Raw genomic sequence first — 17,869 nt, forward strand, 5'->3', positions numbered from 1 at the left:
GAGAGGGAGGCATTCGCTGCAAGCTTCCTAATGTTGTGATCCCTTCTTACTACCTTGGAGCTGTGCTTGGAAACTTGCACCGTCTTTTGCAACGTTACAGCAAAATCAATGAGCCACTAGTCAATTTACTAGTGGGAATTTGGGTGGAACCACGGGTAATGAACACATACTCGTCCCTATGTAGGGGCGGAGATGTGTTTTTTTATTTTGATCCCCATTCTAAAGCTGAATGAGGTTCATGTCTCTGACAGGGCCATAGATTTTCGAATTGTATGCATAATCAGGATTTCTATGACACCAGAGCAAAATTGAAAAATATTAAAGGAGTCGAGAACATGTCAAATCAAATTATTCACATTCAATTTCCAGATGGTCAACAGCAAGCATTTACAAAAGGCGTGACACTAACCGAAATTGCCCAAGCGATTCGTCCTGAGCTTCGCAAAAAGGCAGTAGCGGGGAGTGTCAATGGAACCATCTTTGATTTGACGCGCCCGATTATGGAAGATGCTCAAATTACATTGTATGATGCAAGCTCTAAGGAAGGGATTGAGGTTATTCGTCATTCAACGGCCCATTTGTTAGCACAGGCTGTCAAACGTCTATACCCCCATGCACAGTTTGGGGTAGGGCCCGTGATTGAAAACGGCTTTTATTATGATATAGATATTGCTGATACACTGACACCCAGTGATTTACAACAAATTGAAAAAACGATGAAACAAATTGTGCGGGAAAATGTACAGATTAAGCGACGAGAGGTTTCACGGAATGAAGCCAAGGAGTTTTTTGCTCATGACGCATTAAAGCTGGAACTGTTGGAGTCTATTCCCGCTGATGAAACCGTGACGATTTATAAGCAGGGGGAATTTTATGATTTATGTCGAGGTTCCCATGTTCCGTCTACGGGGAAATTACAACATTTCCGATTAATGCATGTATCGGGTGCGTATTGGAGAGGCGATAGCAACAATCAGATGCTACAACGTATTTATGGGGTCGCCTTCGCAACAAAAGAAGAACTTCACCAATACTTCGTGTTTTTAGACGAAGCAGAAAAGCGAAATCATCGTAAACTAGGCAAAGAACTGTCATTGTTTATGTTTTCAGAGGAAGCGCCGGGAATGCCCTTTTATTTAGCAAATGGTCAAATTTTACGGAATGAGCTGGAATCCTATTTGCGAAATTTACAAGCTAAATATGACTATCGAGAAGTACGGACACCTCTAATGATGAATCAGCGCTTATGGGAACAGTCAGGTCATTGGGATCACTATAAAGACAATATGTACTTTACACAGGTGGATGATCAAAGCTTTGCCTTAAAGCCAATGAACTGCCCAGGACATATGCTCATCTTCAAAAATAACCTCCATTCTTACAGAGATTTACCGATACGAATGGCGGAATTTGGCCAAGTGCATCGCCATGAATTTAGCGGTGCGTTGAATGGATTGTTACGCGTTAGGTCATTTTGTCAGGATGATGCACATATTTTTGCGACACCGCAGCAAATTGAGGATGAAATTGCATTGGCTCTAAAAATAATAGATGAGGTGTACAACGTATTTGGTTTCCGATATACGGTAGAATTATCGACACGTCCAGATGACTATATGGGAGAATTATCGTTATGGGATCAGGCAGAAGAGGCGCTTGAAAATGTTCTGACTAATTTAGGCATCGACTATACGATTAATGAGGGGGATGGGGCTTTTTACGGACCGAAAATCGACATTCATATTAAAGATGCCATCCAACGAAGTCATCAGTGTGCCACAGTACAACTCGATTTCCAGCTACCTGAGAAATTCGATTTAACATATATTAATGAACACAATGAAAAAGTTCGACCGGTTGTCATCCATCGGGCAGTGTTTGGTTCCATTGATCGTTTCCTAGGTATTCTCATTGAGCATTTTGGAGGGGCGTTCCCCATTTGGCTTGCACCACAACAAGTGCAAGTCATTGCAGTGGCGGATGCACATCAGGATTATTCCAATCAAGTAGTAAAAGCCCTACAACATGAACAAATTCGGGTGAAACTTGACGATCGTCAGGAAAAGCTCGGTAAAAAGATTCGGGAGGCACAATTGCATAAAATACCGTATATCCTTGTTATCGGGGATCGGGAGACTGCCCATCAAAATGTGTCTGTTCGTAGACATGGACAACAAGCCACTGTTGAATATTCAGTGCCCCAATTAATAGAGGAAATGACAGAAGCCATCAAACAAAAGAGCATATAAAAGAAAGCTTGCTTTGAATAGATCTACTATTCAAGGCAAGCTTTTAAAAAAATTTTTCTATTTTTTTGAAATGACTACTAGAATCTAGATGCGATGCATACAATGAATTAAAGGTCCTTGGTCCTCTCTTGGAATTGGGATTGACCAAGTAATACTGTTTGTGTTTCAGCGTCGATGACTAGAAATTTTCGATAGGTCTCATCGGTATTGTGCTGAAAGGATGCTAAAAAATAAACTTGTCGATTGGGATGAACAAAAGTATGTTGAGAGAGGTCTATTGTTTCTTGTTTACTATTGGTTTGTAAATAAAAATTTTCTGTTGCCTCTGCTATATCTCTAAAGGCCATTTTCTGCCGAATATTCCATGAAGCATGGGGATACTCCTCGTAAATTGTACGATTAAGTTGCTGATAAAATTCGTCCTCATCACGAAACGATTGAAATTGGTTGTTTGGATATTGATATAGTGTATTTATTTCAGTTGGTGTGCAAAGTGTGGGTGCCGTATGGTCTACTGAATATTGGGGTGGCAATAATATTTTGGAAACAACCATAAAAGTTAAGATGAATACATGCATTATTCAACCTCCAGATGTCTTCTTATCAAAAACATCGCCTACTTTTTTGGGATCTATACATGTAGAGGTTGGCTAGCCGAATGCAAAGATAAAACCAGCCAGAATTCAGGTCTGGCTTTACCCATATCTATACTTTCTTCTATTATATGCCTCGTTATGATTAGGAAGCTTGTGCTTGTTTTAAATATCTATTTAGTAGGACGTCCAATTCTTGACTGTAATCTACCACAGCAGGATGAGTAAAACCAAGATCCTTTGCTTTTTTATACATAATTCTACGTTTGATCTCAATTTCCGCCTTCAAGAATTGTTTAAGCAATAAGTTTACCAAGATATTTTCCTCCTAATTTTTTATCCTTATTCATAAAATTAATTACTAATGACCTCGATTCAACTTTTTCATTGTATATCACTTATATTAAAAAAAATGTCATATTGTGTATCGTAAATCAAATTCGTAATTTAGTCACAGATAGGGACCTTCATCCTGTTATGTGAAAAACAAACTATTTTTTCTTAGTGGTTATAAAGTCATAGTTAAAATACCAATTAATGATTAAAAAATAAGTAAAATAACCCTTACAATTGAGTTGGTGGGGTTGTTTTTGTGTTTGGATTTAGAAAAAATTAAGTGAGAAAAAGAAATTGCATAAACCATTTATACTATGAAAAAAGTTGTTGTTTGAAATTGAATTTTCTAACAATTCATGGCGCTATACGTATCTTGTCACATTTTATCAAATTAGCTTTGATGTTGTTTAGAAATGGGGACATTTCATTGAGTGTGGAGAATTATTGAGAATTTTTGAAATTAATGGAATAATGGAAGGGGAATGAAAGGGTAACTTTATGTCGTTCGTTAGTTTTCCAAAAACCTAGCAGGAGGTGACCTCACAGGAGCCATCTATTGGAATTACCTTTAATAAAATAAGAAACGTATCATCTTTTCTTAAATTGGTAATATGGCTTAGTTGGCAAATACTTGAGCATATGCTGTCTCGTTTGGATGCATTATATGCAATTACATTTAGCAATCATGAATACAATAAAAGAATTGTTTGAGCAACCACTTGAAGTGGATTGGCTTGTTGGATGTAATGACGAATAGCAATGAAACGCACATATCTAAAATGTATGTTTATTTGAAAATTTCTGTGGATAGCTAGGGATCTTATTTCATTTATCCTGAATCAGCAAGTGATGAGTAGAGGAGACAAAAATGACAGAATTATATTTTGTGAGGCATGCACATGCCGATTATTCAGAGGATGAATATCATCGTCCGCTCTCATTAAAAGGGGTGAGGGATGTAGAGCGAGTGACATCTTTTTTCAACGATCACCGCATTGATGCAATATATTCGAGTCCTTATAAAAGAGCCATTCAAACAGTACAGGGTATTGCTAGGTATCGTGATGTACCAATCCAAACAATGGATGCACTAAAAGAACGACAGCTTGCCAATGGAGCAGTGGGAAATTTTCAGGAAGCGCTGCAACGAGTTTGGCAAGAGCCGAGTTTTGCGTGGTCTGGTGGAGAATCCAATCAGCAGGCAATGACACGGGCTGTACAGAGCTTACAATCTATCATTCTTTCTCACCCCCATGACAGCATTGTTATTGGTACACATGGCAATATTATGGTGCTGATGATGCAATCCTTTGATTCACAGTATGATTATGCTTTTTGGCAAAAGCTGTCTATGCCTGATGTCTATCGATTATCTTTCCAAGAGCTGACTTTAGTAGAGGTAGAACGAGTATGGCAATAGGGCTGACAGATAACTAGTGATGGTCTTATGGAGGGTCTATGTAAAAGGGCTATTATTGAGGCAGTTGGATAGAGCAACGTGGATGGATTCGTTAAATCCAGTCTGAGTTGGTGTAAAGAAAGAACCCCCAAAGAAGACACGATTTATATATCTCCCTTGGGGACATTTATTATCTGACTAGGGTCCATTCCGAACGCAATAAGCCAAATACTATTATGTCATGGAAGGTGCCGAAGCGGAATATTTCATTTCGTAAATGGCCTTCCTTCGTGAAGCCGCATTTTTCATAGGAGCGAATAGCTGCCGTATTAAAGCTGAATACTTGCAGTTTGATTTTTTGAATAGCCATGTATTGGAAAATAAATTCAATGAGTGTTTTCATAGCATCCGTGCCAAAGCCCTTTCCTTGCCATTGCTGTCCAATTGAAATGCCCACAGAGCAAGTGCTATTTTGCCAGTTAACAGCAAAAACACCACAGGAACCAATCAGTTGCTGAGTCGCTTTTTCATAGATACCAAAGAAGAATTCATCTTTTTTTCCACTGATAGAACGAAAGAAAGTGGAATGGTCCTCCATAGTTTGGGGGAAGGGAATTTCATCATTAGCTAGGAGTAAGGTTTTTGTCTCACTTTCAATGGCTACAAATGATTCTAAGTCAGCGGGGGCCATTTGCTGTAAAGTAATGGATTGACCCACTAAAAATGTTTTTAAATAATTATCCATGTATTATTCTCCCTTTAATAAGGGCTGCAAGTAACGTTACAACCCCTAGTTTGATAGCAAAACCTTAACGTCTACTACAATTTTCGCACTCATAGGCACAACTCCTTTAGTTTGAATGCTTAAATTGTACCATGACTACCAATTTCGGGGAATATTTTTCAGAGAGGAAGGAATGGCCGTGCATACAGCCTATTTTAAAAAGTTACTACAATATTTACCGCAAGAGGAGCAACAACAATTACAGAAAGCACATGGTGCCACAGACGCACAAATTGAAAGCTTACTAGATATATTTCCAAATAGTCCGCAATCCTTAATAGAACTATTAAAGGATGTCAATGGCACTTACCATTGTAAGCATGGACAAGAAACTATTAGTGTGCTTGTACTAGGTTCTGATTTGGGAGAATATCCGTATTATTTAAAGTCAGTTGAGCAAATCCTAGCAGATGTTCAAAATCAGCGTGAAACGATTTTTGAGCGTTATCAGGACTTTTTAGAGTATGTGGACATAGATAAAAAGATAAATATGCATGTACCGTTAAATGAACGACTATGCTTTGCAGATTGCATGAATAATGGAGGAACATCCAGTTTGTATCTTGATTTTTCGCCAACTGAAGAGGGCCAAATGGGGCAGGTGATTCGATATGTCCATGATCCCGATAGCTTTGAGGTCATTGCCTCTTCGTTTGATGAATATTTACAACAGCTTGTTGAGGGGGATTATGAGTTTACAGCTCTTTACGAGGAGGAGTTTTGATGGCTTTGACATTGAAGTTTTATGAGGACATGGCTCATTCATTAGTAGAGCAATATACCATTACAGAAGAGCAGCTTCGCTATACAAAGTCACCAAAGGATAGCATTGAGCTTGCTAAGGAGGATGACAGTAGACATGCTGTTCTAGCTTTAGATGGGGACAAGCTAGTGACCTTTTTTGTGTTACATGAAAAAGAAGGTGTGAAGCCTTATTCCTCGAATGAACAGGCATTACTAATTCGCTCATTTTCCACGGATTATCATGAGCAGGGCAAAGGCTATGCAAAAGCAGTTCTTCAATTGTTACCAGGCTTTGTTCGTCAGCATTTTCCATTGATTAATGAGCTAGTACTTGGCGTAAATATCCCAAATGTAACGGCACAGGCACTCTATATAAAATGTGGGTTTGTAGATGAGGGTAGACAGGCGACTGGCTTTGGCGAAGAGCTCAAGATAATGAGTAATTATATGAAGGATGTGGAGATTTGAGTGATATAAAAGTGGCAGGGTTGGAGCATTTGCAGGCACTATGTGCAATCGATCAAAAGGTGATTGGGAACTCATCCAGAAGTGATGAAATTCAGCAAGCTATCGAGGAGAAACGTTGTCTGCTTCACCATTTTGCTGATGACATTACAGGATTCTTAATTTCTACTGAGGACTTTTTTGGCTATGACTTCATTTCCTTGGTCATTGTTAAGCCATCAGCGCGAAGAAAGGGTATCGCCTCTGCCTTAATAAATGCCTATGTAAAAACAACCAAATCGTTGAAGGTTTTTTCCTCTACGAATCAATCTAACACAAATATGCAACATGTATTTCAGGCCTTAGGGTTTGTTAAAAGCGGCATTATTGATAATCTTGATGACGGAGACCCAGAAATTATTTATGTAAAAATAGCCTCACCACAGCAATAGGGTGAGGCTTGCCTTTATTTTTTGGCTTTTACAAATAAAAAGGATGGTCGGCGAAGTTCCTTTTCAATAGAAGGAAGCTGTTGAATAGCTTCCTCGCTTGGATGAGGTTCAACAATTTTGTCAATCGATAAGCCATGGTCGATTAATGTATTGATGATCGTAGCGATAGTGCGATGATATTTGACCACTCCGTCCACCAGCCATGTTTGTTGTCGTATGCCTTCCGCTTGGTAATCATCCATTGCATAATGTAGCTGTTTACCTTGTTCATCATAAATCCAATTATCCTCCGTCGTGCGGCGAGCAGTAGCAATCGGATGCTCCACGGAGAAAATAAAAAAGCCGTCTGGACGTAGCATTTGGGCTATTTGGCCAATGACTGCCTCAAAATTTTTAACATAATGAAGCGAAAGTGAGCTTGTTATACAATCAAAACGATTGGCGGTTGCTTCATAATCCTCAATGGCTTGTAGCTTGTAATCAATTTGTGGATGCGCATTTTCAGACTGAGCAATGGACAGCATATTACTTGAAACGTCCAAAGCAGTCACATGCTTGGCGTGGTGTTGAATACAGTATTGGGCGAAGTCTCCCATGCCACAGCCAATATCGAGTATTTCTAAATTCGTTAAAGATGGCAGTAATGATTTCATGGTAGGCTGCTCTAATAAGCGGTTATAATTAGTTGGTCTTTGACGTAATGCCTTGTATTGATGGAAAAATTCAGGATTGTCATAAATATTTTGTTTCATTTTAACCTCCAGCTTGTGAAACATAACGTTATGTCAATTGTGCGCACTATTATTTTCCCATGCGAGATGAAAAAGAAATAGACTTATAATACAATTTTTTGTAAGATGTAGATAGAGGCATGCCATCTTTCAATAGCGATAAAATTCCATATATTGACAAATGTATGCTTTGTTTTTGAGGAGGAAACTAATGAAAAATTATGTTCTACTCATGACGATGTTTTGTATATATAGCCTCACATTTTTGACTCATTATTTTCTAAATTTCTTAGAAAATGGTAGAGAATTTCTTGGTGTTAGCATGATCATCCCATTGCTATCAGTGATTATTGTTCAAAAGATTTCACCCAGCTATCCATTTTATCAACGTTTTCCTTCACAAAGCCTAAATGGTCATGGCTCCTAGCCAGTATTTTCATACCCTTTTCGTTAGGTCTCCTAGTACATAGTTATTTTTATTTGGCGTATCATCAATCCTTTCTCATCATCACCCCATCTCAATTGAGTATGTTATTACTAATTGGGCTCACCATTAGTACAGGCTCGGCTTTACTAGAAGAAATCATCTGGCGAGGCAATTTCCATGTTTATTTGCGGCAACGCTATAGCTTTTGGTCGACCGCTAGCCTTATCGGAGTAGGGTGGTCCTTATGGCATTTACCTATAGCTGTACTATATAAGCCCTATATGATGCCGGCTGTTGGAATACCTGCGTATTTGTTGCTCCTTTTTGGGTTATCCATCGTGCTTTCAATCATTCGAGAATTAGGTCAATCCATTGTGCCTGTTGCTATTTTCCATGGAATGATGAATGTCTTTTACTTAGGGGATGGACAGAATATGACCGTTTCTCCAGATAATCAAGAGATCGTCAAATGTCTTGCGATCATCGTATTCCTCTTCCTTTTTTGCCATAAAAATGTAACAATTTTTAAAAATTAAAAAATTTAAAAGGAAAATATGGCACTTCTTGTCATCTTTAGCGTTCTTATTATTTGGAAGCAAATTCCGTATTAAAAGACGTTGGAGGGATTTAGTTGAATCAAGAAACCTTATTATCCATTAGTAGCAATGCCTTATTCATGGCCTTCATTCTACTACTGATTGCGATTGTGCCATTAGGGCTTGCTGTCAAATCGAAAGGGAAGATGTTTGGCAAGCTGGGTATACTCCTTACTTATGCTGCCTTTGTCCTACAACTCGTTTATTTTGTAGTTAGGTGGGTAGCCGTGGATCATGCACCCGTCAGCAATATGTATGAATTTATGACGTTCTTTGGCATCATGCTTACAGGGAGTTATCTCATCATCCATTTTTTATACAAGCAACTTGTTGTGGGCTTATTTACGATACCTGTGTCCTTAATCATTCTTGGCTATGGAAGCGTTTTCGCAAAAGAAGTGTCACCACTTGTTCCTTCCTTGCAGAGTCACTGGTTAACGATACATGTGATGACCGTCGCTTTTTCCAGTGCGATTTTATCAGTGTCCTTTGCCACTGGATTAATATTTTTATTAAGAACATTGGATGTTTCTAAAAAATCCATCAGTACATATTCGTTAGAATTCGTCTTGTATTGCTTGGTTGTCGTAATTGGATTTATTGGCATTTCGACTTTTTTCAGCCTAACAGCGGATGACCTACAAGTACAATTCGAGAATGCTCAAGGCCAATCAGAAAAAGCAGTCTATTCCATGAAACCATTAATCGTGAATAAAGGAGCGGTCACAGAAAATGGTGATGCAGTGGGATTATTCGAAATGACAAATAAAATAGATGCTAAAAAGTTAAATTCGATTGTCTGGGCATTTATGATTGGTACGGTCTTATATACGGCTATTCGTCTCGTTACAAGGAAATCGGTGAGTGTCATATTAAAGCCATGGACGAGTCGCGTTCAACCACAATTAATGGATGAAATCTCCTATCGAGCAGTTGTCATTGGCTTCCCATTATTTGCATTAGGTGGTCTGTTGTTTGCCATGATTTGGGCACAAATAGCTTGGAGTCGTTACTGGGGATGGGACCCTAAAGAAGTTTGGGCACTCATTACTTTTTTATTCTACGCAGCCTTTCTCCATTTCCGTTTATCCAAAGGCTGGGAAGGGGAGAAAACAGCCTGGCTTGCCATCATTGGCTTCGGTATCATCGTGTTTAACCAGGTGTTTGTTAATTTAGTGATTGCAGGCTTGCATTCTTATGCGTAGGGACCCTTTGCTCATCTGCCATATGATGCCGATCTTAAGTAAACATAGGAGCAGCTCATTTAGATAGATAGTACGTAATTCGACCTATTCTAGCGAAGCCATACAGTGAAAGGAAAATTTATTGACTATGTCCTTTTTTCTAAAATTGAATATTGCTAGTCTGCTGTATGGTTTGATTTTCTTTTTTTCTATCGCATTACAACTCAACTATTATCGGCTACTACGACTTACTGGCTGGTCTGCGGGCAATTTGGATCTTTTCTTGCTAATTGTTCAATTAGTGGGGTTTATTGTAGCGACGATATTTATGTATAAACTCGCAGTTACATGGCTAGGGCATCGCCGCTCGGTTTATGCAACAATGATTCTATGGTTACCATATACTGTGATCTTCACAATGGTCTTTGCCTATTTGTTTCCTATTTCCGATCGAGGAGATATGCCAGTACCTGTACAAGGGCTTATTCTGTTGTTCATGCTTGGTGGATATCCGTTGTATATTGCTATCATAAGTCTTGCTGCGAGGACATGAAAAAAAGAGACATCCTTAAATAGGATGTCTCTTTTCATTTGCTCGTCTATGTTGGGTGAATATTATAGTTTCACTACATTCGTTGCTTGAGGTCCACGGTTGCCTTCTTCTACGCCGAATTCAACTTTTTGGCCCTCTTCTAAAGTTTTGAAGCCATCTGTTTGGATAGCTGAGAAATGTACGAATACATCATTGCCACCTTCAACTGCGATGAAGCCAAAACCTTTTTCTGCGTTAAACCATTTTACTGTCCCTTGTGTCATGTAAACACCCTCCCAAAAAAATTCAACAATCAATTTCTTCAATACATATAAAAAGCCGTATTCCCTTTGAATACCAGTTTTTAATCGTAGCAATGAAGTAATGTAATTATTAGCTTTATTATAGTACAGAATTGTTTGTATATCCAGTAAATTCCGTTTTTAGTAAGAAAAAATTTACAATTGTAATCTATTAGTAATGAAACGGTCTTCTAGCATTACTCAATCCATGCTTTTTCCTTTGCTACAATCACTGCCTCTGCACGAGATTCAACGTTTAATTTTACGAATAATTTTGATAAATAATTCTCTACGGTTCTTTGGGTAACACCGATAGCAGACGCAATGGCTTTATTCGTACAGCCTTGAGCCACGAGCTGTAAAATTTCCTGTTCTTTATCACTGAGTAATACTTCCTGCTGGGTATTCGGCAAATTGGATCGTTGCTGGACAAAATCTAAGAAGTCAGCTGCAAGTAATATTTCGCCACGTAGGGCAGCTTGAATCGTTTGGATGACTTGCTCTTTTGTTGCTAGTTTTGATAATAAGCCATCGATCTTTTTCTCAATTAATAGCTCATAATAATCGGAAAGCTCGTAGCCTGTATATAGAATAATGAGGGCCTCTGGTTGTTTTTTCTTAATCATTTCTGCTAGTTGGATACCGTTGATCGGTTTCATATTAATATCAATGAGAAATAACTGAAAGGCTTCTGTATCCATTCTTAGTAAAACTGCTGCACTATCCTGCTCTGTTTCAATCTGGACATTGACTAAATCCTGTAACAATGTTTTTGTACCATCTAAAACGACAGGATGGTCATCTATAATAAGTATGTTCATCATATGAATCCCCGTCCTCTTGTATTTGAATATAAATATGCATGCCTTCATTGTGGCTAGATTGGATGGTGATGTCTCCATTAAAGGCACGGACACGCTCACGAATTCCATTAATGCCCATGGAAGCTGAGGATTGAATTAAATCCTCTATATCACAGCCTACACCATTATCATCATATTGTAGAATAAAGCCTTTAGGTATCGCTTGTAGAGTTAGTGAAACTTCTGTAGCATTAGCGTGTTTAATCGCATTATTTAATAGCTCCTGTACTAGGCGATAGACGACTAGATGGAGTGTGACATCCTGAAATTCTACTCGTTCAATTTGCGAGCTTACTAAAAAGTCAGCCCGGATTTTTACCTTTTGAATTAATTTTTTTAAGGCTATTTGTAAGCCAAAGGTATCCAGTAATGGTGGGCTTAAATTCTCACAATACTCTCGTAGATCCTTTGTGGCATTCAGTAGCTGTTCACGAATATCCAAGATGGTGTCCTTTTGAATAATAGGGGTGCCAGCGAGGACATCGAGTTCTCTTGCTAAATGTAGCTGCTCCTGCAAAATCGTATCGTGTAGTTCCTGTGCTAAAATACTCTTTTCCTTCTCAATAATATTCCATAATAGTTTATCAAGCCAAGGAAGCGGCGTATCACTGGTATTTTTCATATGTTGAACTTCGAGTACTAAATCTTCAATTTGCTGTAAATTATTAATAGACATTGAAACATATAGTGCAAGTAGCTCGAGCCACAGTAGTTCTTCCTTTTGTAAAGTATGCTTTATTTCTAGCATTATTTTTTCATCACCTGCATCATGTAGTAGCAATTTTGTGTAGTGGCTTCCAAGCAGGGGAGCTGGTGTATCTTCTGTGACCGTACTTATAAGAAAGGCTGTCGTGCCTAACTTTTCAGTGATTTCATACTTAAAGCGTTCCAATAATTCTTGTTGATTTTTAGCCTTACCCATACGTTGAACGGCTGCATATAAATTATGTACATAATTCCCAGTAGAGGAAAAAATAATTTTTCGATACTTAAAATCAATACGTTCTTTAATATAAAAACTAGCCATCATCACCATGAAAACTAGTAAAAAAATACTTGTAACATGGACAATAGATAATTGAACCATAATCAAAAGGGCGATGCCAGTTGTCAGTAGAAGCGCACTGAAAAATGCTAGAGTCGAATAATAACGTAATCTTGTTAATTGGTATTCAATATCAAATAATCGTTCATTCACTTGGATGAACAGAAATGAAAAAGGGATAAATAATAAAAATAACGAGGCAATATCAGCATGTAATAACGGCTTATGGTCTAAAATTTCAGGTATCACGAAAAAGATCAGGAATGGTAAAAATGGAATGATAAAGGCAATGGCAATCAACCGAATTTTAGCTAGTTTTGTCTGTAAATAACTGGTTAATAAAATGTAAATAGCATAAAGCACGAGTATTGCGAATATACCTAAGTTCAGGAGAGGGGTAATCTCTCTGAATGATGGTTTAAAACCTTCCAGTAAGTAACAAAATGGGATGATTAATGATGATAAATAAAGCCATTTGCTGTCAATATAAGACCATTGGATTTGAAGGTAACGGAAAAAGTGCTGTAAAAAATGAATGAAAAGCACCATGCACAAAATAATACATATGCCAATAACAAACTGGCCAATAAGATTGCCCCTTGCCGATGCCCCTGTACTAATATAGGCCAACGAACAGGTTAACAAAAATAAAGTCAATAAAAATGTCGGAGGGTTATCCTTATTGCGTCGCCATAAATAAATGGCCACACCGAAAGCTAAAAGAAAATAGAAGATCGGGAATAGAATTTGCAAATATAATTCTTCTGGCATATCTATATGCTTTACATCAATTGTTTGTATTGTCCCATCAAACTTTTGGATAGTTAATTGTTTAGCACTTCTAATCAATGAGAACAGTCGCACAGAGCGATTTTCCCAGGCTGGCTGCCCATCAATAGCCAGAACAATATCACCCTGTTCAATATTTTTTTGATGAGCCCATGAAGTGTAGTAGCTATCCTTAATAGCTGCTTGCCCATTTGTTGTATCAAGGGTAAGACTAATAAACGGTGTTTTTATGGCAATTGCTAATACGTAAATGCCGAGAATTAAATAGGTAAGAAAAATACAATATATCCATTTTTTCATTTTGAAACCTCTGTTTGCTAGATGATAATAAACTCCTATATATTATCGCTAATTATTGATAAATTTGGAATACCGAAATATAGGCTTTCGGAAAACCACTATTGCGTTTTCGGAATGACGAAATAGTTTTTTCGGACATGGCTATGATAGTGTAAGTTTAATAATCATGACGAAAAGGGGGACTATGACGTGAAAAAAGGCGTTTTAACACTAATTCTTTTTTTCTTAATCGCTTTGATTACGATCCCGTTGACCACGAAGGCAAAGATGGTTAATGAAGATAAAGTCGAGGTTGAAATTTGTCTAATCGGTAGTGATAACCATTTTGTTTATAAAATTCCAAAGAGATTACATAAAGATATACCATATTCGGAGATGAGAAATGGCATTCAAGCATCTTTAGCCAGTCATTGGGAAATTGAAGAAGCACGTTACGATACGAATAAATCGAATGTTTCCTATACTTTTTATATTCAGGATTTATTCCAAGAAAAGCAAGATGGGCAGCTAAAAGTAGCAATTCCATATAGTATCTTGGTAGGGATGTTTGGAGAGCAAGATCCGATTCAATTGAAAATTTTAGCGAGTAAGTTATCGAATTGGACGGTTAATACGAAGGATTGGACAGCGCTCGGTTTTATGGAGCCTTTTACTTTTTTAAGTGAACGTCAATATGTTTATGAAGGAGCCGTTAATGATTTATTGAACCAAAGAGTAGGTCATTTTGATGGTACGATTCAGAAACGTCCATTTATCCTTTACGCGGTCATCTATTTTAGTTTTATGGTGGTCCAATTGCTTGCTTGTTTAATTTTATCGAGACGATTAAAAAAGAAAGTCATCAACAATCCAGCCAATTTACATCAGTTCCGTAAACTAAATTACATGTACCAATCATTGCCAATCATGATTATTGTTGCGCAAATTATTTTCCTTGTACTTTCGGGGTTGATTACGGCATTCGGTCTTTATTTCAGTCCAGGCATCGATTTATTAGTTATTGTTGGACCTGTTTTATTAAATATCATCTTACTTCCTACCTTTTTTGTCACAACAGAGAGTGAAATTTCAAGAGAGATGAAGAACACTTCCTCTCATTCTGGCTTCTAATGAAATAATTTCTTCATACGAAAATACGTGATGAAATGGTATAATGGTCAACAGCAAACTGGAAGGAGCTGTTGAAGAAAAATGACGCATCCAGAAATGGCGTACTTAAATTTACTACAACATATATTAGAAAATGGCACGAAAAAAGAGGATCGAACTGGGACGGGTACATATAGCGTCTTTGGTTATCAAATGCGTTTTGATTTAAGTAAAGGATTTCCTCTCTTAACGACAAAGCGCGTACCTTTTAAGCTTGTCGCGAGCGAATTATTATGGTTCATCAAAGGGGATACGAATATTCGTTATCTATTGCAACATAATAATCATATTTGGGATGAATGGGCATTTAAAAAATGGGTTGAATCAGATGACTATAAAGGACCAGATATGACGGATTTTGGTCGACGTTGTTTAGTCGATGACGCATTTAATACATTGTACCAACAAGAGTTAACATCCTTTTGTGAGCGTGTCTTAGCAGATGATGACTTTGCTCAAAAATACGGAGAGCTTGGCAATGTCTATGGTAAACAATGGCGTCATTGGACAGCATCTACTGGTGAAAGTATCGACCAGTTGCAGGATGTCATTCATCAAATAAAGCATAATCCAGATTCACGCCGTATTATTGTCAATGCGTGGAACCCGGAGGATGTTATCAATGCAGGTGCGAAGGGCAGTAAAGCCGCATTGCCACCATGTCATGTTATGTTCCAATTTTATGTATCTAATGGTAAATTAAGCTGTCAGCTTATGCAAAGAAGCTTGGACACTTTATTAGGCTGTCCTTTTAATATAGCTTCTTACGCATTGTTAACACATTTGATTGCACATGAGTGTGGATTAGAGGTGGGCGAATTTATTCATAGCATTGGGGATGCTCATATTTATGCGAACCATGTGGAACAAGTAAAGGAACAGCTAGCTCGGGAGCCAAAGGAACTACCAACGCTACACATCAATTCAAATAAAACATCGATTTTTGATATCGAGCTCGAGGATTTATCAATCGAGGGGTATGATCCACATCCGGCTATTAAAGCGCCGATTGCCGTCTAACAAAAGCAGCAGCCATTTTGGTTGCTGTTTTTTTGCCACTATAAGTGGGTCAAAATATATGTTTTGCTAAATAGGCTAGTAGTTGGATGACTGATAGCTAGGAAGTTGATTATAGTAATTGTGGGATTGTTAGCATTATTTGGTATGGAAGGTCGGTCAAATTTATGGTAGAGGTGAAAGTTGTGAAGAAAACAATGGTCCAAGTAGAAGAAAATGAGCAACAGTCCGATCATCTAAAACGAAAAAAGGTTTCCGAGCAACAAGTGCAGGACGCTAACACCTCCAATTTATCCCGGCAACAACTTTTCGACATGATGCAAGTGATTGAAGAAATCCGTATTAAAGGCTATAAAGAAAGACTATAAATGTAAGCACCTTCTAAGCTATAATGGCTGAGGAGGTGTTTTTTATGAACGTAATCTTTGTAGATTCAATCACGGGCGATGAATTATTACACATGGTATCACACGATGTGGCAGGTATACTTGCGGCAGCACAGGGGGAAAGTGTGACTTTTCCAGTGGGTCATTTTAAATATGAATTTCATAATTTAGATTTTTATGAGGACAATGGGCAAATACGACAGGAACTATTGATTTATGTAAATAAAATCTAAATGAATGTATAGATAAGTAAAGAAACGGAAAAATAAAGACAGGTAGCGAAAAGCAAAGTGCTTGCTTTTTTATCTACCTGTAACTATAATAGTTACAACAGGTGGTGATACATATGGTGAACAGTCGATTTTCGGTGGCGATCCATATTCTTTCGCTAATTGCTACAACATCTGATAAAAGCTTACTTACGTCCGATTTTATCGCTGGAAGTGTAAATACAAATCCAGTGGTTGTAAGACGTATGATTGGTGTTCTGAAAAAGGCCGGCTTACTTTTATCACATTCAGGGGTTGCGGGGTATGAGCTTTTAGTGGAGCCAAAGAATTTAACACTTTTAGCAATTTATCAAGCAATCGATGGGCCAGAACAGCTTTTTGCGATTCATGATGAGCCGAATCCAGCGTGTGCAGTGGGGCGAGAAATCCAACATACTTTGGAAGATGTGTACACATCTATTTGGCAGGCAATGGAAGCGCAGCTACAGGCACAGACTTTGCAGGATGTGCTAGATCAGCTTCGTACTTAAGCGAAGATGGTCTTTCTGTATCTAACCTGTAACTAAAATGGTTACAACTATAAATAAGGAGGAACATACAATGAAAATTGCTGTCATTGGTGCAACAGGTAAAGCAGGACAAAAAATAGTAGAGGAAGCGGTGCAACGTGGTCATGAAGTAACAGCTATCGTTCGTTCTGCAGCAAAAGTAACAACAGCTATCCCCGTAATAGAAAAAGACGTGTTTCATTTAACACAAGACGAAATGAAAGACTTCGATGTTGTAGTGAATGCGTTTGGCGCACCAGCTGGTCAGGAAGATTTACATGTGAAAGCTGGTCGTCATTTAATCGGAATTTTCGAAGGCATTGATACAAAATTATTTGTTGTAGGAGGGGCAGGTAGTCTTTTTGTAGACCCAGAAAAACAAATCCGTGTAATGGAAACACCTGATTTCCCAGCTATGTTCCTAGCAACTGCGCAAAATCAAGGACAAAATCTACAGGACCTACAACAATCGGCTATCCAATGGACATTTTTAAGTCCGTCTGCATTTTTTGATCCAGAAGGTCCACGTACTGGTCACTATATAACAGGGGTAGATCATTTATTAGTAAATGAAGCTGGTGATAGTTATGTAAGTTACGCAGATTATGCAGTGGCAGTATTGGATGAGCTTGAAAATCCCCAACATCAAAATAGCCGTTTTACTGTAACATCGAATAAATAATAGAAGAATGAACAAACCAATAGAATGAACCTTGTCGGTTATTCTATTGGTTTTTTAATTGCTTAACGAGGACAGTATCTGTTTTAA

At 38.0% G+C, this 17,869-nt stretch carries 22 protein-coding genes; 15 read left to right on the forward strand and 7 right to left on the reverse strand.

The features are described from left to right. The first annotated feature begins 335 nt into the window (after positions 1-335). Positions 336-2,249 (forward strand): threonine--tRNA ligase, encoded by a 1,914-nt coding sequence (thrS, locus tag B3D94_RS18175; protein ID WP_291758985.1) that lies wholly within the window; start codon positions 336-338, stop codon positions 2,247-2,249. 107 nt (positions 2,250-2,356) lie between these two features. Here the strand turns inward: thrS and B3D94_RS18180 are convergent, their stop codons facing one another. Next, positions 2,357-2,827, reverse strand: coding sequence for a hypothetical protein (locus B3D94_RS18180; RefSeq protein WP_258268589.1), 471 nt, complete (start codon positions 2,825-2,827; stop codon positions 2,357-2,359). A gap of 160 nt (positions 2,828-2,987) precedes the next feature. After that, entirely contained in the window at positions 2,988-3,158 is a 171-nt protein-coding gene (locus B3D94_RS18185) for an aspartyl-phosphate phosphatase Spo0E family protein (protein WP_025117185.1), read from the reverse strand. A gap of 888 nt (positions 3,159-4,046) precedes the next feature. On the opposite strand from B3D94_RS18185, the gene B3D94_RS18190 reads away from it, so the two are divergent. After that, complete coding sequence (locus B3D94_RS18190; RefSeq protein WP_291758996.1) at positions 4,047-4,598, forward strand: histidine phosphatase family protein; 552 nt, start codon at positions 4,047-4,049, stop codon at positions 4,596-4,598. A gap of 169 nt (positions 4,599-4,767) precedes the next feature. On the opposite strand, the gene B3D94_RS18195 is transcribed toward B3D94_RS18190, so the two are convergent. Continuing rightward, positions 4,768-5,322, reverse strand: a complete 555-nt coding sequence (locus tag B3D94_RS18195; RefSeq protein ID WP_291758999.1) for a GNAT family N-acetyltransferase — start codon at positions 5,320-5,322, stop codon at positions 4,768-4,770. Between the two features lie 172 nt (positions 5,323-5,494). Between B3D94_RS18195 and B3D94_RS18200 the strand changes: the two genes are divergently transcribed. The 3 genes from B3D94_RS18200 to B3D94_RS18210 are packed head-to-tail and all read left to right on the forward strand — an operon-like array spanning position 5,495 to position 7,001. Further along, positions 5,495-6,085, forward strand: coding sequence for an SMI1/KNR4 family protein (locus B3D94_RS18200; RefSeq protein WP_069481177.1), 591 nt, complete (start codon positions 5,495-5,497; stop codon positions 6,083-6,085). Continuing rightward, complete coding sequence (locus B3D94_RS18205) at positions 6,085-6,573, forward strand: GNAT family N-acetyltransferase (RefSeq protein WP_291759003.1); 489 nt, start codon at positions 6,085-6,087, stop codon at positions 6,571-6,573. The genes B3D94_RS18200 and B3D94_RS18205 overlap by 1 nt, the downstream gene beginning before the upstream one ends. Then, on the forward strand, positions 6,570-7,001 hold the full coding sequence (locus tag B3D94_RS18210; protein ID WP_069481179.1) for a GNAT family N-acetyltransferase: 432 nt from the start codon (positions 6,570-6,572) through the stop codon (positions 6,999-7,001). Before B3D94_RS18205 ends, B3D94_RS18210 begins: the two co-directional genes overlap by 4 nt. Positions 7,002-7,015: 14 nt before the next feature. Here the strand turns inward: B3D94_RS18210 and B3D94_RS18215 are convergent, their stop codons facing one another. Then, on the reverse strand, positions 7,016-7,753 hold the full coding sequence (locus B3D94_RS18215; protein ID WP_069481180.1) for a class I SAM-dependent methyltransferase: 738 nt from the start codon (positions 7,751-7,753) through the stop codon (positions 7,016-7,018). Between the two features lie 190 nt (positions 7,754-7,943). Here B3D94_RS18215 and B3D94_RS18220 point away from each other — a divergent pair, with 190 nt between their 5' ends. The 4 genes from B3D94_RS18220 to B3D94_RS18235 all read left to right on the forward strand — a co-directional run bounded on the left by B3D94_RS18220 (position 7,944) and on the right by B3D94_RS18235 (position 10,492). Beyond that, a complete protein-coding gene (locus B3D94_RS18220; protein ID WP_291759006.1) occupies positions 7,944-8,159 on the forward strand; it encodes a hypothetical protein in 216 nt (71 codons plus the stop codon). Positions 8,160-8,260: 101 nt separating this feature from the next. Continuing rightward, the gene (locus B3D94_RS18225) at positions 8,261-8,695 is read left to right on the forward strand and encodes a CPBP family intramembrane glutamic endopeptidase (RefSeq protein WP_291759008.1); all 435 of its coding nucleotides are present in this window, start codon (positions 8,261-8,263) and stop codon (positions 8,693-8,695) included. 140 nt (positions 8,696-8,835) lie between these two features. Next, positions 8,836-9,960 (forward strand): c-type cytochrome biogenesis protein CcsB, encoded by a 1,125-nt coding sequence (gene ccsB / locus B3D94_RS18230; RefSeq protein WP_291760656.1) that lies wholly within the window; start codon positions 8,836-8,838, stop codon positions 9,958-9,960. Positions 9,961-10,087: 127 nt separating this feature from the next. Continuing rightward, on the forward strand, positions 10,088-10,492 hold the full coding sequence (locus B3D94_RS18235) for a hypothetical protein (RefSeq protein WP_291759011.1): 405 nt from the start codon (positions 10,088-10,090) through the stop codon (positions 10,490-10,492). 62 nt (positions 10,493-10,554) lie between these two features. On the opposite strand, the gene B3D94_RS18240 is transcribed toward B3D94_RS18235, so the two are convergent. The 3 genes from B3D94_RS18240 to B3D94_RS18250 form a co-directional block, all read right to left on the reverse strand. After that, on the reverse strand, positions 10,555-10,755 hold the full coding sequence (locus tag B3D94_RS18240; protein WP_012294314.1) for a cold-shock protein: 201 nt from the start codon (positions 10,753-10,755) through the stop codon (positions 10,555-10,557). A 215-nt stretch (positions 10,756-10,970) separates the two neighbouring features. After that, on the reverse strand, positions 10,971-11,597 hold the full coding sequence (locus B3D94_RS18245) for a response regulator transcription factor (protein WP_069481181.1): 627 nt from the start codon (positions 11,595-11,597) through the stop codon (positions 10,971-10,973). Beyond that, the gene (locus tag B3D94_RS18250; RefSeq protein ID WP_291759019.1) at positions 11,572-13,770 is read right to left on the reverse strand and encodes a sensor histidine kinase; all 2,199 of its coding nucleotides are present in this window, start codon (positions 13,768-13,770) and stop codon (positions 11,572-11,574) included. Before B3D94_RS18250 ends, B3D94_RS18245 begins: the two co-directional genes overlap by 26 nt. 189 nt (positions 13,771-13,959) lie before the next feature. Here B3D94_RS18250 and B3D94_RS18255 point away from each other — a divergent pair, with 189 nt between their 5' ends. From B3D94_RS18255 to B3D94_RS18280, 6 genes are all read left to right on the forward strand, one after another. Beyond that, positions 13,960-14,880, forward strand: a complete 921-nt coding sequence (locus B3D94_RS18255) for a hypothetical protein (RefSeq protein WP_291759022.1) — start codon at positions 13,960-13,962, stop codon at positions 14,878-14,880. An 81-nt stretch (positions 14,881-14,961) separates the two neighbouring features. Next, complete coding sequence (locus B3D94_RS18260; protein ID WP_291759025.1) at positions 14,962-15,939, forward strand: thymidylate synthase; 978 nt, start codon at positions 14,962-14,964, stop codon at positions 15,937-15,939. A gap of 182 nt (positions 15,940-16,121) precedes the next feature. Continuing rightward, entirely contained in the window at positions 16,122-16,304 is a 183-nt protein-coding gene (locus B3D94_RS18265; protein WP_069483334.1) for a hypothetical protein, read from the forward strand. A gap of 44 nt (positions 16,305-16,348) precedes the next feature. Then, positions 16,349-16,555, forward strand: a complete 207-nt coding sequence (locus B3D94_RS18270; RefSeq protein WP_069481185.1) for a thymidylate synthase — start codon at positions 16,349-16,351, stop codon at positions 16,553-16,555. A gap of 113 nt (positions 16,556-16,668) precedes the next feature. Continuing rightward, positions 16,669-17,082 (forward strand): Rrf2 family transcriptional regulator, encoded by a 414-nt coding sequence (locus B3D94_RS18275; protein WP_025117200.1) that lies wholly within the window; start codon positions 16,669-16,671, stop codon positions 17,080-17,082. Positions 17,083-17,152: 70 nt separating this feature from the next. Then, positions 17,153-17,782 carry an NAD(P)-dependent oxidoreductase gene (locus B3D94_RS18280; protein WP_291759032.1) on the forward strand — a complete coding sequence of 210 codons (630 nt, stop codon included), beginning with the start codon at positions 17,153-17,155 and terminating at the stop codon, positions 17,780-17,782. Positions 17,783-17,869: the final 87 nt, after the last annotated feature.

This window comes from Lysinibacillus sp. UBA5990 (assembly GCF_002429815.1).
Classification (GTDB): Bacteria; Bacillota; Bacilli; order Bacillales_A; family Planococcaceae; genus Lysinibacillus; species Lysinibacillus fusiformis.